Here is a 15811-nt window from a genome sequence, read left to right on the forward strand (position 1 = left end):
GCCGTCTTCCCGCAACACGATGGACGCGCACATGAATCCTGCCTCGAACGCTCCCGCACGCGCGCCGCTCGCCGGCGTGCGCATTCTCGACCTCACCCGGCTGCTGCCCGGTCCGCTCGCCACCCAGCACCTGGCCGACTACGGCGCCGAGGTGATCAAGGTGGAAGACACCGGTGCCGGCGACTACGCGCGCACGATGGGCGCGATGGGGGGCGACACCAGCTGGTTCTACCAACTGGTGAACCGCAACAAGCGCAGCCTGCGGCTCGACCTCAAGCAGGAGGCGGGGCGTGCGCTGTTCCTGCGCCTGGTGGAAAGCGCCGATGTGGTGGTCGAGGGCTTCCGCCCGGGGGTGATGGAGCGCCTCGGCCTCGGCTACGCCGTGCTCGCCGAGCGCAATCCGCGCGTAGTGCTTTGCAGCATCAGCGGCTACGGACAGACCGGGCCGTACGCACTGCGCGCCGGCCACGACATCAATTATCTCGGCTACGCCGGCGTGCTCGACCAGATCGGCTGCGCCGGCGGCGCGCCGGCGCTGTCGAACCTGCAGATCGGCGACCTGCTCGGCGGCACCATGGGCGCGGTGATGGGCATCTTGGTGGCGCTGTTCGACGCGCGCCGCAGCGGCCGCGGCCGCGAGGTCGACGTGTCGATGACCGACGCCGCGTTCGCGCACATGATCTTCCCGCTCGCCGAGGTGCTTGCCCACGGTGGCGTGCGGCCGCGCGGCGAGGACCTGCTCACCGGCGGGGTGCCCTGCTACGGCGTGTATGAGACCGCGGACGGCCGCTACATGGCGGTGGGTGCGCTGGAGGAGAAGTTCTGGGGGCTGCTGTGCACTACGCTCGGGCGTGCGGACCTGATCCCGGGGCATCTCGCCACCGGGGCGGACGGAGCACGCGTGCGGGGCGAGCTTGCGACGATCTTCCGCGGACGCAGCCAGCGCGAGTGGGTGGAGGTGTTCGACCCGGTCGATTGCTGCGTGACGCCCGTGTTGCGCCTGGAGGAGAGCCTGCGCGACCCGCAGCTGCGCGCACGCGGCATGGTGGTGGAGACGAACGGCCTGTGCCACGCCGGCGCGGCGGTGCGTCTGGGCGGGATGCCGCCGATACCCGACGCGCCGGCACCGGCGTGTGCGGGGGCGGATACGGATGCGATCCTGGAGGCGCTCGGCGTGGATGCCGAGGAGCTTGCCCGGCTGCGGGGCGCGGGCGTGGTGTAGCCCGCGGCGGGTCGATTACTTGTCGGTGGCCGGCTTGCGGCGGGTGCCACGCGCGCCTTCCTTCGCTTCGGCCGGGGTCGCGGGAGCGGGCGTGGCGGCCGCCTGCGCGCCCATCAGGTTCCACGGCCACATCGCCGCCGCGGCGGCGAAGGGATTGGCTCCAGGCTCGGTCGTGCCGCCGCCTTCGCCTGCCTGCTGGGCCTGTTGGCTCATCGCCTTGACCGCGGCGAGCGCGGCGCGCTGCATCTCGAGTCCCTGGATGCTCATCTGCAGCATGTTCAGGTTCATCTTGAGCCAGCCCTCGACCGCGCGCATGTCGGTGATGCGCTTGTCCAGCTCATCGACATCGAGCGTGGGCGTGACCATGCCGGGCAGGGAGAAACCCATCTGGTTCCACATGCCGCGCACGAACTCGAGCGGATCCTGGGCGTTCTGGTCATTGGACATCGGGCTGCTCCGTTCGGGGGGTTGAGGTGACGGAACAATATTACCCGATGCCGCTGCCCTGCGCTCCATCGCCGTCGCGCGCGCCGAGCAGGCGGTTCATGAGGGCGCGCAGGCGCGAGGGGCGCAGCGGACGGGCGAGCAGATGGGCATTCAGGGTGCGGGCGCGATCGCGCTGCTCGTCGGTGCTGTCGACGACGAGCAGGATCGCGGGCACGTCGGCCAGGTCGGGGCGCATGCGCAGGGCTGCGAGCAGGACAAGGCCGTCGGCCGTGCCGGCGGGCACCGGCGCGAGGATCAGCAGCTCGGTGCCGTGGGGGCGGTCGTCCGCCGGCGCCGTGCGGGTGCCGTCGTCCACCGTGCAGCCCCAGTCGGCGAGCAGCTCGGCGGTCGCCTCGAGGGCGGCGGGATCCGCGCCGGCAAGCTGTACCCGGACCCCTTCGAAGCTGCCCGGCGTATGCGCCCGGGAGGCGCCTTCCGGCTGTGCGGCGGGGACCTCCACCGCGAACACCGTCCCGTGGCCGGGCCGCGAGCGCAGGTCGAGCGGCAGCCGGAGCAGGGTGCTGAGGCGGCGCACGATCGCCAGCCCGAGCCCGAGGCCCTTGTCCTGGCCGCGCTCCGGATTGTCGAGCTGGACGAACTCGTGAAAGATCAGTTCCTGCGATTCCGGCGCGATGCCGGGGCCGTTGTCGCGTACCTCCACGCGCAGCCGGTCGCCGCGACGCCGGCAGGCGACCAGCACGCGGCCGTGCGGGGTGTGGCGGATGGCATTCGACAACAGATTGGCGAGGATGCGGTCGAGGAGCAGCGGATCGGTGTGGGCGCGACAGGGCGCACAGCGCAGGTGCAGGTCGAGCCCGCGCTCGGCGGCGACGGCCGACTGACCGGCGACCAGACGCTCGAGGCGCGCCTGCAGGTCGAAGGATTGCGGCACCGGGGTGAGCGCACCCGAATCGAGTCGCGAGATGTCCAGCAGGCTGCCGAGCAGGCCGTCCATGGTCTCGGCCGCGGCCGTGATGCGCTCGAGGATCTGCCGGCTGCCCGCGTCGAGCTCGTGCTGGGAGAGCTCGGACACGAACAGCCCGAGCGCATGCAGCGGCTGGCGCAGGTCGTGGCTGGCGGCGGCGAGGAAGCGCGACTTGGCGATGCTGGCGCGTTCGGCCTCGTCGCGACGTGCGCGCAGCTCGGCGGTCGCCTCTTCGATCTGGCGCGACATCGATGCGTGCGCGGTGCTCAGGCGCCCGGCCATCTCGTTCACGCCCTCGGCCAGGATGCGCAGCGTGCCACCGCCGACCACCGGGACACGGCGGTCGAGTTCGCCGCGGCCGATGCGGAGCACGGTGTCCGCGATGTTGCGGATCGGGCCGCTGACGCTGTAGCTCATCCCCCTTGCGAGCGCGAGACTGCCGACGGCGACCATCAGCATCCAGCCGGCGGCGATCCACAACAGCTCGGCGCGGCGCTGGTCGAGGCGTTCCAGGGACATCTCGATGATGAGGGTGGCGAGGAGTTCGTCCGCCGGCACGGGATCGGACACGGCGTCGATCGGCAGCGGGCGCGGGCGGATCGGCTCGACGATGCGCAGGCGACCTGCGCTCCGCGTCGTGCCCGCGACGGCCGCCTGTGGCGGCGTGGTGTGCTCGAAGCTGCCCGCCCGGGCGATCAGGCTGCGGTCCGGTGCGATGAGCGCGAGTGCCGCCATGTCCTCCTCGAGCAGCAGGCTGTCGAGCAGCTGCTGCAGGGCGATGTGGTCGCCGATGAACAGCGGGTACTCGCTCGCCACCGCGGTCTGGCGGACGTAGGCCTGAGCGCGTGCGCGCAAGGCGTTGTCGAGTTCGCCCAGGCGCAGCGTGGTGTGGGTCGCCGTCATCAGGCCGGCCAGGACCAGCATCGGGATGAAGGCGACCAGCGTGACGCGGGCGCGGATGCCCCAACGGTGGATCAAGGCCGCCTCCTCGGCACGGCATTGCGGGGTTCGGCAGGGCAGGAAGGGGCGGGCATGGCGAGGGCCTCCGGTGGGGCGGGGCGAGCCGTGGACGGCAAGACCGTTCTGCGAGGCTTGCCGACGGTGGGACTCCGCCCGGGGAGTCGATTTTCCTGCGTTTATCGGCGCCGGCGTAGCGCTTGCGCTCGCATGGAGCGTGAAGCCCGGCGGCCGCCTCATGCTATGTTCGGTGCGGAAAGAGGCACGCGGAGGGGAGGGTATGACGAAGATCCTGATCGTGGAAGATCATGCGCTGGTGCGCGAGGCGATGGCGCAGCGCATCGGGCGCCTGGAGCCCGACCTGGTGTGTCTCGAGTCGGCGCGCGCGGACGAGGCGCTGGCCTTGCTCGAGGCGCATGACGACGTCGATCTGGCGATCGTCGACCTGATGCTGCCGGGGGCGAGCGGGTTCTCGCTGCTCGGCGTGCTGGCGAAGCGCTACCCCGACCTGCCGGCGATCGTGGTGTCGGCGATGGACGACGACGCCGCGGTGCGCCGCGCCCTCGCGGCCGGCGCCTCTGGCTTCGTCTCCAAGGCGAGTTCCGGCGAGGTGCTGGCCCAGGCCGTGCGCGAAGTCCTGGAGGGCGGCATGCCGACGCCGCGTGCCAGCCCGTCCGCGACGAGCGCCCGCACGCGTCGCTCCGCCGAGCGCTACGGGGTGACCCTCGCCCAGGCCAGGGTGATGGAACTCCTCGCCACCGGGGGCAGCAATCGCGAGATTGCCAGTCGGCTGGGCCTCACCGAGGGGACGGTGAAGGTGCACATGACGGCGATCTACCGCGCGCTGGGGGTGAGCAGCCGCAGCCAGGCGCTGGTGCTGCTCTCGCGCAGGAACGAGGAGTCCTGAGAGAATCGTCGTGCCGCGATTCGCGGCTCAGTGCGATCGTCGAGCGCCGCCGACCAGGCGCATCGGCATCTCGGCGGGCGACAGGCGCTCATCCTGCTCTTCGCCGGAGGTGTCCTCGTTGTGGTCGATGAAGTCGATCTCCAGCACTTCCAGCAGTTGGCGCGCGACCGCGCGGCAGGCGTTGGCGAGCGGGGTCGGCAGCTGCTCGGGCAGTTGCTTCTGCAGCAGCAGCTTGGTGGAGGAGAGCGCGTTGACCGGGCGCAGGATGCGATCGCGGTGCGCGCCGAGCAGGCGCGCCACGCTGCGGTCGGCGGCCTCGCGCTGCCAGGGGTTGGTGGGCCACTGCGTGGGGATCGCGTAGGCGCGCGGGAACATCTCGAGGTCGCGCAGCACGGTGCGGATGTCTTCGTGCGACTCGCGGAACGGCAGCAGCACGAGGTCGGAGAGCGCGTAGAGCTTGCGGTCCATCTCGGTGCGGTTGCCGCCGCCGTCGATGACCCCGATCCAGTTCTCCAGCGTGCGCAGCTTGTCGACCACCTTGGTCAGCGAGTCGCGTGTGCGCGCGTCGGCCAGCACGTAGCGCCGTCCGGCGGGTACCAGCGGCTCGCGCGACGTGTCGGTGAGCACGCAGGCAGCACGCTGGCCAAGCAGGCCGAGGCCCTGGCACAGCATGTGCGAGAGGGTGGTCTTGCCGGTACCGCCCTTGTTGCCGATCACGCAGATGATCTCAGCCATGACGCTTCAGTCCTTTGCATGCAGTCCTTGCATGACGGGGATTATCGACGCCGCACGCAAGCGGGCGAGCGCGGAAAAGCGCCGCTTCGCGGGGCCAATTCAGCCGCTTCGGCGCTCTCCGCGTGCGCCCATGCGATAGAGGAAGAGGCGCGTGCCACGGCGGTCGCCGACGTCGATCACCGCGTCCGGCTCGTGGCCGGGCACCTCGAAGCTGTTGCTGACCAGGGTGCTGTCCGGGGGCATCTCGGCGGACGCCTTGGCCCAGACCGCCGCCATCGGCACCGGCGAGAGGAAGGCGTACACCAGATCGTAGCCGCTCCAGTCGGCGGAGAAGAGGTCGCCGCGCAGCCACTCGATGTTGGCGTGACGGCGCAGCAGCAGGCGTCCGATCGCCCACGTCGCCGGCGCCAGCTCGATGCCGGTGAAGCGGCAGTCGGGACGCGCCTGCGCGAGCGGGCGCAGCAGCGCACCGGTGCCGGCGCCGATGTCGAGCATCCGCGCCGGATGGGCCGGCAGCAGCTTCCCTACCGCCGCTGCGGTGGCCGGGTTGCTGAGGTAGAGCGGGACCTGGGTGCGGAAGCTCGTCCAATACACCAGTACGAGGATGACGAAGGCGGCGAGATACCACCCGGGATGGATGCCCGCGCCGTGCGCGACCACCGCCAGCGGCAAGAAGCCGAGATGGATCGGCAGCCACCAGCGCGCGCTGCGCAAGCCGGCCGCGACCGTCGCCGCGATGAGCGCCTGCACGCTCACCAGCGGCCACAGTCCGACGAGCGCGCCGGTGCGCGCGAGCGCGACCGCGGCGGCCAGACCGGCGAGCTGGGCGAGGAGGGCCTTCAGGGCGGGGGGCATGGCGTGTCTGCCGAAAGGATCCGAACCGGGGGATCATACCGCCCCAGTTCGATGATCCGCCGCCGAGCCGCGTGGGTTGTCGACGCCGGATTCGCGCCAGCCGCGCCTCCGGCGAAGCGCAGGCGGCGCAGCTCGCACATCGAGGCTCGAAAGTTTTTTTCAAAAGGCTTTGACTTCTCCGGGGAAGGCCTCTATAGTGCGGGGCTTCCCGGACGGAGGGATACCCAAGCGGTCAACGGGATCAGACTGTAAATCTGACGGCTCAGCCTTCGAAGGTTCGAATCCTTCTCCCTCCACCAAGTTTCAGTCGTGCCGTGCTCGTCACGGTCGGCGTGGCAAATGCAGTGTATGGCTGCGAGTTGTGATAGGCGCGGAGTTGCGCGCAGGCAAGAGAACACAGTTGCAGGCGTGTGCGGGTGTAGCTCAATGGTAGAGCAGAAGCCTTCCAAGCTTATGACGAGGGTTCGATTCCCTTCACCCGCTCCAGGTTCGCTGCGGTTTGCCCGAGGTTTCGGGGCCCATGTAGCTCAGTGGTAGAGCACTCCCTTGGTAAGGGAGAGGCCACGTGTTCAATCCACGTCATGGGCACCATCCATTTTCTGCCTGGCCTGGGCGGCGGCCAACGAGTGTGGTCGCCGCGCCGGTTTTTATGGTTCTGATTTTAAGGATAGCGATATGGCTAAGGGTAAGTTCGAGCGCACCAAGCCTCACGTCAACGTCGGCACCATCGGCCACGTCGACCATGGCAAGACCACGCTGACCGCTGCGATCACCACCATCCTGTCGAAGAAGTTCGGCGGCGAGGCGAAGGCCTACGACCAGATCGACGCGGCGCCCGAAGAGAAGGCGCGCGGCATCACCATCAACACCGCGCACGTCGAGTACGAGACCGCGAGCCGTCACTACGCGCACGTCGATTGCCCGGGCCACGCCGACTACGTCAAGAACATGATCACCGGTGCCGCGCAGATGGACGGCGCGATCCTGGTGTGCTCGGCCGCCGACGGCCCGATGCCGCAGACGCGCGAGCACATCCTGCTGGCCCGTCAGGTCGGCGTGCCGTACATCATCGTCTTCCTGAACAAGTGCGACATGGTCGACGACGAAGAGCTGCTGGAGCTCGTCGAGATGGAAGTGCGCGAGCTGCTGTCGAAGTACGACTTCCCCGGCGACGACATCCCCATCGTCAAGGGTTCGGCGCTGAAGGCGCTCGAGGGCGACCAGTCGGACATCGGCGAACCGGCGATCTTCCGCCTGGCTGACGCGCTGGATAGCTACATCCCGACGCCCGAGCGTGCGATCGACAAGCCTTTCCTGCTGCCGATCGAAGACGTGTTCTCGATTTCGGGTCGCGGCACCGTGGTGACCGGTCGTGTCGAGCGCGGCATCGTGAAGGTCGGCGAGGAAATCGAGATCGTCGGCATCAAGCCGACGGTCAAGACCACCTGCACCGGCGTGGAGATGTTCCGCAAGCTGCTCGACCAGGGCCAGGCCGGCGACAACGTCGGCGTGCTGCTGCGCGGCACCAAGCGTGAAGACGTCGAGCGCGGTCAGGTGCTGTGCAAGCCGGGTTCGATCACCCCGCACACCCACTTCACCGGCGAGATCTACGTGCTGTCGAAGGAAGAGGGTGGTCGTCACACCCCGTTCTTCAACAACTACCGTCCGCAGTTCTACTTCCGCACCACCGACGTGACCGGTTCGATCTCGCTGCCCGAAGGCACCGAGATGGTCATGCCGGGCGACAACGTGTCGATCACCGTCAAGCTGATCGCCCCGATCGCCATGGAAGAAGGCCTGCGCTTCGCGATCCGCGAAGGTGGCCGTACCGTCGGCGCCGGCGTCGTCGCCAAGATCATCGAGTAATTGCTCGATTATTGCCAGACAGGCGCACCCGCTCGGGTGCGCCTTGCAGTGTCCGCTGCAGGGGTATAGCTCAACTGGCAGAGCGTCGGTCTCCAAAACCGAAGGTTGGGGGTTCGATTCCCTCTGCCCCTGCCAACATTTTCCGGGTGTTCATCCGCAATGGCCGATAAGTTGAAATTTGCGCTGGCGCTGGCACTGTTGGCAGCCGGCGTAGTCGGCTTCTACGTGCTGTCCGAGCAGCCTCTCGTGCTGCGCGTGCTTTCCGTGCTTGCGGGCCTGGGTGCCGGCATCGCCGTTGCCGCCCTCTCCGAGCCGGGTCGCCGCTTCATCGGTTTCGCCCGCGAATCGATCACCGAAACGAAGAAGGTCGTCTGGCCGAGCCGCAAGGAAACCACGCAGACCACCGGTCTGGTGTTCGCGTTCGCGGTGGTGATGGCGCTCTTCCTGTGGCTGACGGACAAGAGCCTGGAGTGGGTCCTGTACGATCTGGTCCTGGGTTGGAAGTGATATGAGCAAGCGTTGGTATGTGGTTCACGCCTATTCGGGCTTCGAGAAGTCCGTTCAGCGCGCGCTGATCGACCGCGTCAATCGGTCGGGCATGCAGGATAGTTTCGGTCAGATCCTGGTGCCCGTCGAAGAGGTCATCGAGATGCGCGGCGGCCAGAAGACCGTCACCGAGCGCAAGTTCTTCCCCGGCTATGTTCTCGTCGAAATGGAAATGAACGACGAGTCCTGGCACTTGGTGAAGTCGACGCCCAAGGTCACCGGCTTCGTCGGCGGTACGGCGAACAAGCCCGCCCCGATCTCCGAAAAGGAGGTCGAGAAGATCATGCAGCAGATGCAGGAAGGCGTCGACAAGCCGCGTCCCAAGGTGCTGTTCGAGATCGGCGAGGTGGTTCGCGTCAAGGAAGGGCCGTTCACCGACTTCCATGGCAGCGTCGAGGATGCAAACTACGAAAAGAACAAGCTGCGCGTGTCGGTGACCATCTTCGGTCGCGCCACGCCGGTGGAACTCGATTTCGCCCAGGTCGAGAAGACCTGAGCAAGACGGCAGGCCGCGAGGCCTGCCGAAGCCCGTGCACTCGGCCGACGAGCGCGGGCACTGCGAGGAGCGCCGGGTTCTCCGGTGCGCTAGCACTCATCACAGGAGCAAGCCTAGATGGCAAAGAAAATCACTGGCTACATCAAGCTGCAGGTTCCGGCCGGCAAGGCCAACCCCAGCCCCCCGATCGGTCCGGCGCTCGGTCAGCGCGGCCTGAACATCATGGAATTCTGCAAGGCGTTCAACGCCAAGACCCAGGGCATGGAGCCCGGTCTGCCGATTCCGGTGGTGATCACCGCCTTCGCCGACAAGTCCTTCACGTTCATCATGAAGACTCCGCCGGCCACGATCCTGATCAAGAAGGCCGCCGGGATCCAGAAGGGTTCGGCCAAGCCGCACACCGACAAGGTCGGGAAGATCACTCGTGCCCAGGTCGAGGACATCGCCAAGGCCAAGCAGCCTGACCTCACCGCTGCCGACCTCGAAGCCGCCGTGCGCACCATCGCCGGTTCCGCCCGCAGCATGGGCATCACCGTGGAGGGCCTGTAATCATGGCGAAGCTGTCCAAGCGAGTTCAGGCGCTGCGCGCCAAGGTCGACCGTAACCAGGCCTACCCGGTTGCCGACGCCCTGCGTCTGGTCAAGGAGTGCGCCACTGCCAAGTTCGACGAGTCGATCGACATCGCGGTCAACCTTGGTGTCGATGCGCGCAAGTCCGACCAGGTCGTACGCGGTTCGGTCGTGCTGCCCGCGGGTACCGGCAAGTCGGTTCGCGTCGCCGTGTTCGCCCAGGGCGACAAGGCCGAGGCCGCGCGCGCCGCCGGTGCCGAGGTCGTCGGCTTCGACGACCTCGCCGAGCAGGTCAAGGCCGGCAATCTCGATTTCGACGTCTGCATCGCGACCCCTGACGCCATGCGCGTGGTCGGCCAGCTCGGCCAGATTCTCGGTCCGCGCGGCCTCATGCCGAACCCCAAGGTCGGCACCGTGACCATGGACGTCGCCACCGCGGTGAAGAACGCCAAGGCCGGCCAGGTGCAGTACCGCACCGACAAGGCGGGCCTGGTGCACGCCACCATCGGCCGCGCCTCGTTCGAGGTCGATGCGCTGCAGCAGAACTTGACCGCCTTCGTCGATGCCCTCGTCAAGGCCAAGCCGGCCGCGGCGAAGGGGATCTACCTGCGCCGCATCGCCGTCTCCAGCACCATGGGTGCCGGCGTGCGCGTGGAGCCGGGCAGCCTCAACCCTGCCTGATTGCCGGGACGTCCGCCCAGGGCGGACGCTCCGCCGAACTTTGAGCCGTAGCCGCCAGTCCGGGGCTGCGGATCGTCAAAGACCGCAGGTGTGGCCCCGGCAAGGTGCCGCTTAAGCATGTGAATGGCCTGCGTAGACGGTGTGCTCAGAACAGGATTTGGCTGGTTCGCCGGCCGCGCTCCTGATCCAGGTCGCCGTAGGTGCGAGCCGCGCGAGCGGTTCGCGTGTTGACTTGAAAGGAGGAAAGACCTGTGGGTCTCAATCTCGATGACAAGAAAGCCGTAGTGGCTGAGGTGTCGGCACAAGTGGCCAATGCCCAGACGATCGCGGTGGCCGAGTATCGCGGCATTGCGGTGGGCGACCTCACCGCGCTGCGTGCCAAGGCCCGCGAGTCTGGCGTGTACCTGCGCGTGCTGAAGAACACCCTGGTCCGTCGTGCGATCGCCGGCACCCCGTTCGAGGGGCTGGCGGGCGATCTGACCGGTCCGCTGATCTATGGCATTTCGGCCGATCCGGTCGCTGCAGCCAAGGTGCTGAACGACTTCGCCAAGGGCAACGACAAGATCGTGCTGCGCGCCGGTTCCTACGCGGGCAAGACGCTCGACAAGGCCGCCGTGCAGGCGCTCGCCTCGATCCCGAGCCGCGAAGAGCTGCTCGCCAAGCTGCTGGGCGTCATGCAGGCGCCGGTGTCCGGTTTTGCCGGTGCGCTCGCCGCCCTCGCCAAGAAGCGCGAGGAAGAAGGCGCTGCCGCCTGACCGCAGCCTTCCGCTACGAAAATTTTCGCAAGATTATCGATTCTGGAGTGATTTGAAATGGCAATCAGCAAAGAAGACATCCTGGAAGCCGTCGCCGGCATGACCGTGATGGAACTGAACGACCTGGTCAAGGCGTTCGAAGAGAAGTTCGGCGTGTCCGCGGCCTCGCTGGCCGTGGCCGCTCCGGGCGCCGGTGCCGCCGCCGCCCCGGTGGAAGAGAAGACCGAATTCGACGTCGTGCTGCTCGAAGCCGGCGCCAAGAAGGTCGAGGTCATCAAGGTCGTCCGTGCCGCCACCGGCCTGGGCCTGAAGGAAGCCAAGGACGTGGTCGACGGCGCGCCGAAGACCGTCAAGGAAGGCGCTCCGAAGGCCGACGCCGAGGCGCTCAAGAAGCAGCTGGAAGAAGCTGGCGCGAAGGTCGAAATCAAGTAATATTCGGCTTCCCAGCGGGGCTGGCACTCTTCGGAGTGCCGGCCCTTTCGTGCTTTGTAATCGAGATTGCGGGTCGAGCCGCACTTCTCGATGGCAGGCCAGAGCGTTTGCCGATCGTCCGGCCGGGCTTGCAGTCAGGCTGCAGGCTGCCGGAGCCGCCCGAACGTTGTGTCCTGTCTTTCCGATGTTAGCCCTCTAGCCGGAGCATCCATGGCGTATTCCTACACCGAAAAGAAACGTATCCGCAAGAGCTTCGCCAAGCGCGCGGCCGTGCTCGATGCGCCTTTCCTGCTCGCCACCCAGATCGAGTCCTTCGCCGAATTCCTGCAGGCCGACACCCCGCCGGACGTCCGGCGCAACCAGGGGCTGCAGGCCGCGTTCACCTCGATCTTCCCGATCTCGAGCCACAGCGGCAACGCGCGGCTCGAGTACGTCCAGTACATGCTGGGCGAGCCCGCCTTCGACGTGAAGGAATGCCAGCAACGCGGCCTGACCTTCGCCTCGCCGCTGCGCGCGCGCGTGCGTCTGGTCATCATGGATCGCGAGGCGCCGAAGGAGACCATCAAGGAGGTCAAGGAGCAGGAGGTCTACATGGGCGAGATCCCGCTCATGACCACCACCGGCTCCTTCGTGATCAACGGCACCGAGCGCGTCATCGTTTCGCAGCTGCACCGTTCGCCGGGCGTGTTCTTCGAGCACGACCGCGGCAAGACCCACTCCTCGGGCAAGCTGCTGTTCTCGGCGCGCATCATTCCCTACCGCGGCTCCTGGCTGGACTTCGAGTTCGATCCCAAGGACTACCTGTATTTCCGCGTCGACCGTCGGCGCAAGATGCCGGTCACCATCCTGCTGCGCGCGATCGGGATGACGCCGGAGGAGATCCTCGCGACCTTCCACGACACCGACACCTTCCACCTGCAGGGCGAGGGTGCGCAGTTCGAGCTCGTTCCCGAGCGCCTGCGCGGCGAAGTCGCGCGCTTCGACATCACCACGCCCGACGGCAAGATCATCGTCGCGCGCGAGAAGCGCATCACCTCCAAGCACATCCGCGAGATCGACCAGGCCGGCGTGAAGACCATGGCGGTGCCGGACGACTTCCTGCTCGGCCGGGTGATCGCGACCAACGTCGTCGATCCGGCCACCGGCGAGCTGCTGGCGCGCGCCAACGACGAGATCACCGAGGACCTGCTCGACAAGCTGCGCCTGGCCGGCGTCACCGGCCTGAGCACGCTGTACATCAACGATCTCGATCGCGGTGGCTACATCTCGCAGACGCTGCGCATCGACGAGACCGCCGACCAGTGGGCGGCCAAGGTTGCGATCTACCGCATGATGCGTCCGGGCGAGCCGCCCACCGAGGATGCCGTAGAGGGGCTTTTCCAGGGGCTGTTCTACGCCGAGGAGCGCTACGACCTGTCCTCGGTCGGCCGCATGAAGTTCAATCGCCGCGCCTACCCCGAGAAGATCGACGACAAGGCGCCGGGCTGGCTCAAGCGCTTCTACCAGCGCGTCGGCGCGCAGGGCGAGGACGGCCCGGGCGTGCTGGTCAATGACGACATCCTCGCGGTGGTGGGCGTGCTGGTCGAGCTGCGCAATGGCCGCGGCGAGATCGACGACATCGACCACCTCGGCAACCGCCGCGTGCGTTCGGTGGGCGAGCTCGCCGAGAACCAGTTCCGTGCGGGCCTGGTGCGCGTCGAGCGCGCGGTCAAGGAGCGCCTGTCGCAGGCCGAGTCCGACAACCTGATGCCGCACGACCTGATCAACGCCAAGCCGATCTCGGCGGCGATCAAGGAGTTCTTCGGCTCCAGCCAGCTCTCGCAGTTCATGGATCAGACCAACCCGCTGTCCGAGATCACGCACAAGCGTCGGGTCTCGGCACTGGGCCCGGGCGGCCTGACGCGTGAGCGCGCCGGCTTCGAGGTGCGCGACGTGCACCCGACGCACTACGGCCGCGTGTGCCCGATCGAGACCCCGGAAGGTCCGAACATCGGCCTGATCAACTCGCTCGCGGTGTATGCGCGCACCAACCGCCACGGCTTCCTCGAGACGCCGTACCGCAAGGTCAATGACGGCAAGGTCACCGACCAGATCGACTTCCTGTCGGCGATCGAGGAGGGGCAGTATGTGATCGCGCAGGCGAACGCCGAGATCGACGAGGCGGGCATGCTCGCCGGCGACCTGGTGTCGTGCCGCCACAAGGGCGAGTTCCTGCTCGCCACCTCGGACATGGTGCAGTACATGGACGTGGCCCCGGGCCAGATCGTGTCGGTCGCGGCTTCGCTGATTCCCTTCCTGGAGCACGACGACGCCAACCGCGCGCTGATGGGCGCCAACATGCAGCGCCAGGCGGTGCCCTGCCTGCGCCCGGAAAAGCCCCTGGTCGGCACCGGCATCGAGCGCCGCGTGGCGGTCGACTCGGGCACTGCGGTGCAGGCCACCCGTGGCGGCATCGTGGACTACGTGGATGCGAACCGGGTGGTGATCCGGGTGAACGACGACGAGACCCTGCCGGGTGAAGTCGGCGTCGACATCTACAACATGATCAAGTACACCCGTTCCAACCAGAACACCAACATCAACCAGCGCCCGGTGGTGAAGGTGGGCGACCTGATCGCCCGCGGTGACGTGGTGGCCGACGGCGCTTCCACCGACCTCGGCGAGCTCGCGCTCGGCCAGAACATGCTGGTCGGCTTCATGCCCTGGAACGGCTACAACTTCGAGGACTCGATCCTCATCTCCGAGCGCGTGGTCGCCGACGACCGCTTCACCTCGATCCACATCGAGGAACTCACCGTCGTCGCCCGCGACACCAAGCTCGGACCCGAGGAGATCACCCGCGACATCGCCTCGCTCGGCGAGGCGCAGCTGTCGCGCCTGGACGAGTCGGGCATCGTGTATATCGGTGCCGAGGTCGAGGCCGGCGACGTGCTGGTCGGCAAGGTCACGCCCAAGGGCGAGACCCAGCTCACCCCCGAGGAAAAGCTGCTGCGCGCGATCTTCGGCGAGAAGGCCTCCGACGTGAAGGACACCTCGCTGCGCGTGCCCTCGGGCATGGTCGGCACCGTCATCGACGTGCAGGTGTTCACCCGGGAGGGCATCGAGCGCGACAAGCGCGCGCAGTCGATCATCGACGAGCAGCTGCGCAGCTTCAAGACCGACCTCGCCGACCAGATGCGCATCGTCGAGCGCGACGCCTTCGCGCGTATCCGCCGCATGATCGTGGGCCAGCTTGCCAACGGTGGTCCGAAGAAGCTCGCCAAGGGTGCGGCGCTCACCGATCCCTACCTCGACAGCCTGGAGCACTACCACTGGTTCGACATCCGCCTCGCCGACGAGACCCTCGCGGTGCAGCTCGAGGCCGTGCGTGAAGGTCTGGAGAACACCCGCAAGGACTTCGAGCAGGCCTTCGAGATCAAGAAGAAGAAGCTCACCCAGGGCGACGAGCTCCCCCCGGGCGTGCAGAAGATGGTCAAGGTGTATCTGGCGGTGAAGCGCCGCCTGCAGCCGGGCGACAAGATGGCCGGCCGTCACGGCAACAAGGGCGTGGTTTCCAAGATCGTCCCGGTCGAGGACATGCCGTACATGGAAGACGGCACCCCGCTCGACATCGTGCTCAACCCGCTTGGCGTGCCGTCGCGGATGAACATCGGCCAGATCCTCGAGACCCACCTCGGCTGGGCAGCGAAGGGACTCGGTCAGAAGATCGACAAGATGCTGCAGGCGCAGGCCTCGGCGCTGGAGCTGCGCGGCTTCCTCGAGCAGATCTACAACGGCAGCGGCCACCCCGAGGACATCGCCAACCTCGGCGACTCGGACGTTCGCGAGCTCGCGGGCAACCTCAAGAAGGGCGTGCCCTTCGCGACCCCGGTGTTCGACGGTGCCAAGGAAGAGGAAATCCAGCAGATGCTCGAGCTGGCCGGCCTGCCCACCGGCGGCCAGGTCACCCTCTACGACGGCCGCACCGGCGAGGCCTTCGAGCGCAAGGTCACCGTGGGCTACAAGCATGTGCTGAAGCTGCACCACCTGGTCGACGACAAGATGCACGCGCGTTCGACCGGCCCGTACTCGCTCGTCACACAGCAACCGCTGGGCGGCAAGGCGCAGTTCGGCGGCCAGCGCTTCGGCGAGATGGAAGTGTGGGCGCTGGAAGCCTACGGCGCCGCCTACACGCTGCAGGAGATGCTGACGGTCAAGTCCGACGACGTGACCGGCCGGACCAAGGTGTACGAAAACATCGTCAAGGGCGAGCACAAGATCGATTCCGGCATGCCGGAATCCTTCAACGTGCTGGTGAAGGAAATCCGTTCGCTGGCGATCGACATCGACCTCGACCGCGAGTGAGCGTCGCGATTTCCTTCCCGTCCCCTGCCTGCGAT

Annotated in this window: 14 protein-coding genes and 4 tRNA genes; 14 read left to right on the forward strand and 4 right to left on the reverse strand. The window is 67.5% G+C overall.

Annotation, left to right across the window (positions count from 1 at the left end; translation table 11 throughout):
- The first annotated feature begins 31 nt into the window (after window positions 1–31).
- Window positions 32–1222 (forward strand): CaiB/BaiF CoA transferase family protein, encoded by a 1191-nt coding sequence (locus C665_RS01455; protein ID WP_012585922.1) that lies wholly within the window; start codon window positions 32–34, stop codon window positions 1220–1222.
- 15 nt (window positions 1223–1237) lie between these two features.
- On the opposite strand, the gene C665_RS01460 is transcribed toward C665_RS01455, so the two are convergent.
- Window positions 1238–1669, reverse strand: coding sequence for a PhaM family polyhydroxyalkanoate granule multifunctional regulatory protein (locus tag C665_RS01460; protein WP_004298388.1), 432 nt, complete (start codon window positions 1667–1669; stop codon window positions 1238–1240).
- Between the two features lie 40 nt (window positions 1670–1709).
- The gene (locus C665_RS01465; protein WP_004298390.1) at window positions 1710–3611 is read right to left on the reverse strand and encodes a hybrid sensor histidine kinase/response regulator; all 1902 of its coding nucleotides are present in this window, start codon (window positions 3609–3611) and stop codon (window positions 1710–1712) included.
- Window positions 3612–3870: 259 nt separating this feature from the next.
- Here C665_RS01465 and C665_RS01470 point away from each other — a divergent pair, with 259 nt between their 5' ends.
- Window positions 3871–4497 (forward strand): response regulator transcription factor, encoded by a 627-nt coding sequence (locus C665_RS01470; protein ID WP_004298392.1) that lies wholly within the window; start codon window positions 3871–3873, stop codon window positions 4495–4497.
- Window positions 4498–4524: 27 nt separating this feature from the next.
- Here C665_RS01470 and C665_RS01475 read toward each other — a convergent pair whose 3' ends face one another.
- Window positions 4525–5232, reverse strand: a complete 708-nt coding sequence (locus C665_RS01475; RefSeq protein WP_004298394.1) for a P-loop NTPase family protein — start codon at window positions 5230–5232, stop codon at window positions 4525–4527.
- 99 nt (window positions 5233–5331) lie between these two features.
- Complete coding sequence (locus tag C665_RS01480) at window positions 5332–6087, reverse strand: class I SAM-dependent methyltransferase (protein WP_004298396.1); 756 nt, start codon at window positions 6085–6087, stop codon at window positions 5332–5334.
- A gap of 214 nt (window positions 6088–6301) precedes the next feature.
- Here C665_RS01480 and C665_RS01485 point away from each other — a divergent pair.
- The 12 genes from C665_RS01485 to rpoB all read left to right on the forward strand — a co-directional run bounded on the left by C665_RS01485 (window position 6302) and on the right by rpoB (window position 15776).
- Window positions 6302–6386: transfer RNA gene (locus C665_RS01485), tRNA-Tyr, on the forward strand.
- Between the two features lie 113 nt (window positions 6387–6499).
- Window positions 6500–6573 (forward strand) — tRNA-Gly (locus tag C665_RS01490).
- Between the two features lie 30 nt (window positions 6574–6603).
- A tRNA-Thr gene (locus C665_RS01495) sits at window positions 6604–6678 on the forward strand.
- An 84-nt stretch (window positions 6679–6762) separates the two neighbouring features.
- A complete protein-coding gene (gene tuf, locus C665_RS01500) occupies window positions 6763–7953 on the forward strand; it encodes an elongation factor Tu (RefSeq protein ID WP_004298398.1) in 1191 nt (396 codons plus the stop codon).
- 59 nt (window positions 7954–8012) lie between these two features.
- Window positions 8013–8088, forward strand: a tRNA-Trp gene (locus C665_RS01505).
- Between the two features lie 24 nt (window positions 8089–8112).
- On the forward strand, window positions 8113–8460 hold the full coding sequence (secE, locus tag C665_RS01510) for a preprotein translocase subunit SecE (protein WP_004298399.1): 348 nt from the start codon (window positions 8113–8115) through the stop codon (window positions 8458–8460).
- A gap of 1 nt (window position 8461) precedes the next feature.
- Window positions 8462–8995 (forward strand): transcription termination/antitermination protein NusG, encoded by a 534-nt coding sequence (nusG, locus tag C665_RS01515; RefSeq protein WP_004298401.1) that lies wholly within the window; start codon window positions 8462–8464, stop codon window positions 8993–8995.
- A 117-nt stretch (window positions 8996–9112) separates the two neighbouring features.
- On the forward strand, window positions 9113–9544 hold the full coding sequence (rplK, locus tag C665_RS01520; protein WP_004298403.1) for a 50S ribosomal protein L11: 432 nt from the start codon (window positions 9113–9115) through the stop codon (window positions 9542–9544).
- A 2-nt stretch (window positions 9545–9546) separates the two neighbouring features.
- Window positions 9547–10245, forward strand: a complete 699-nt coding sequence (rplA, locus tag C665_RS01525; RefSeq protein WP_004298405.1) for a 50S ribosomal protein L1 — start codon at window positions 9547–9549, stop codon at window positions 10243–10245.
- 251 nt (window positions 10246–10496) lie between these two features.
- The gene (gene rplJ, locus C665_RS01530; protein WP_004298407.1) at window positions 10497–11000 is read left to right on the forward strand and encodes a 50S ribosomal protein L10; all 504 of its coding nucleotides are present in this window, start codon (window positions 10497–10499) and stop codon (window positions 10998–11000) included.
- Window positions 11001–11057: 57 nt separating this feature from the next.
- Window positions 11058–11432 carry a 50S ribosomal protein L7/L12 gene (gene rplL, locus C665_RS01535; protein ID WP_004298409.1) on the forward strand — a complete coding sequence of 125 codons (375 nt, stop codon included), beginning with the start codon at window positions 11058–11060 and terminating at the stop codon, window positions 11430–11432.
- Window positions 11433–11642: 210 nt separating this feature from the next.
- Window positions 11643–15776, forward strand: a complete 4134-nt coding sequence (gene rpoB / locus C665_RS01540) for a DNA-directed RNA polymerase subunit beta (protein ID WP_004298411.1) — start codon at window positions 11643–11645, stop codon at window positions 15774–15776.
- Window positions 15777–15811 lie beyond the last annotated feature (35 nt).

Origin of the sequence: Thauera aminoaromatica S2 (assembly GCF_000310185.1) — a bacterium.
GTDB lineage: Bacteria > Pseudomonadota > Gammaproteobacteria > Burkholderiales > Rhodocyclaceae > Thauera > Thauera aminoaromatica.

Bases quoted from the DNA above. Each gene is read 5' to 3' on its own strand.
- C665_RS01455 (WP_012585922.1), top strand. From the start codon at position 32: ATGAATCCTGCCTCGAACGCTCCCGCACGCGCGCCGCTCGCCGGCGTG.
- C665_RS01460 (WP_004298388.1), bottom strand. From the start codon at position 1,669: ATGTCCAATGACCAGAACGCCCAGGATCCGCTCGAGTTCGTGCGCGGC.
- C665_RS01470 (WP_004298392.1), top strand. From the start codon at position 3,871: ATGACGAAGATCCTGATCGTGGAAGATCATGCGCTGGTGCGCGAGGCG.
- C665_RS01475 (WP_004298394.1), bottom strand. From the start codon at position 5,232: ATGGCTGAGATCATCTGCGTGATCGGCAACAAGGGCGGTACCGGCAAG.
- C665_RS01480 (WP_004298396.1), bottom strand. From the start codon at position 6,087: ATGCCCCCCGCCCTGAAGGCCCTCCTCGCCCAGCTCGCCGGTCTGGCC.
- tuf (WP_004298398.1), top strand. From the start codon at position 6,763: ATGGCTAAGGGTAAGTTCGAGCGCACCAAGCCTCACGTCAACGTCGGC.
- secE (WP_004298399.1), top strand. From the start codon at position 8,113: ATGGCCGATAAGTTGAAATTTGCGCTGGCGCTGGCACTGTTGGCAGCC.
- nusG (WP_004298401.1), top strand. From the start codon at position 8,462: ATGAGCAAGCGTTGGTATGTGGTTCACGCCTATTCGGGCTTCGAGAAG.
- rplK (WP_004298403.1), top strand. From the start codon at position 9,113: ATGGCAAAGAAAATCACTGGCTACATCAAGCTGCAGGTTCCGGCCGGC.
- rplA (WP_004298405.1), top strand. From the start codon at position 9,547: ATGGCGAAGCTGTCCAAGCGAGTTCAGGCGCTGCGCGCCAAGGTCGAC.
- rplL (WP_004298409.1), top strand. From the start codon at position 11,058: ATGGCAATCAGCAAAGAAGACATCCTGGAAGCCGTCGCCGGCATGACC.
- rpoB (WP_004298411.1), top strand. From the start codon at position 11,643: ATGGCGTATTCCTACACCGAAAAGAAACGTATCCGCAAGAGCTTCGCC.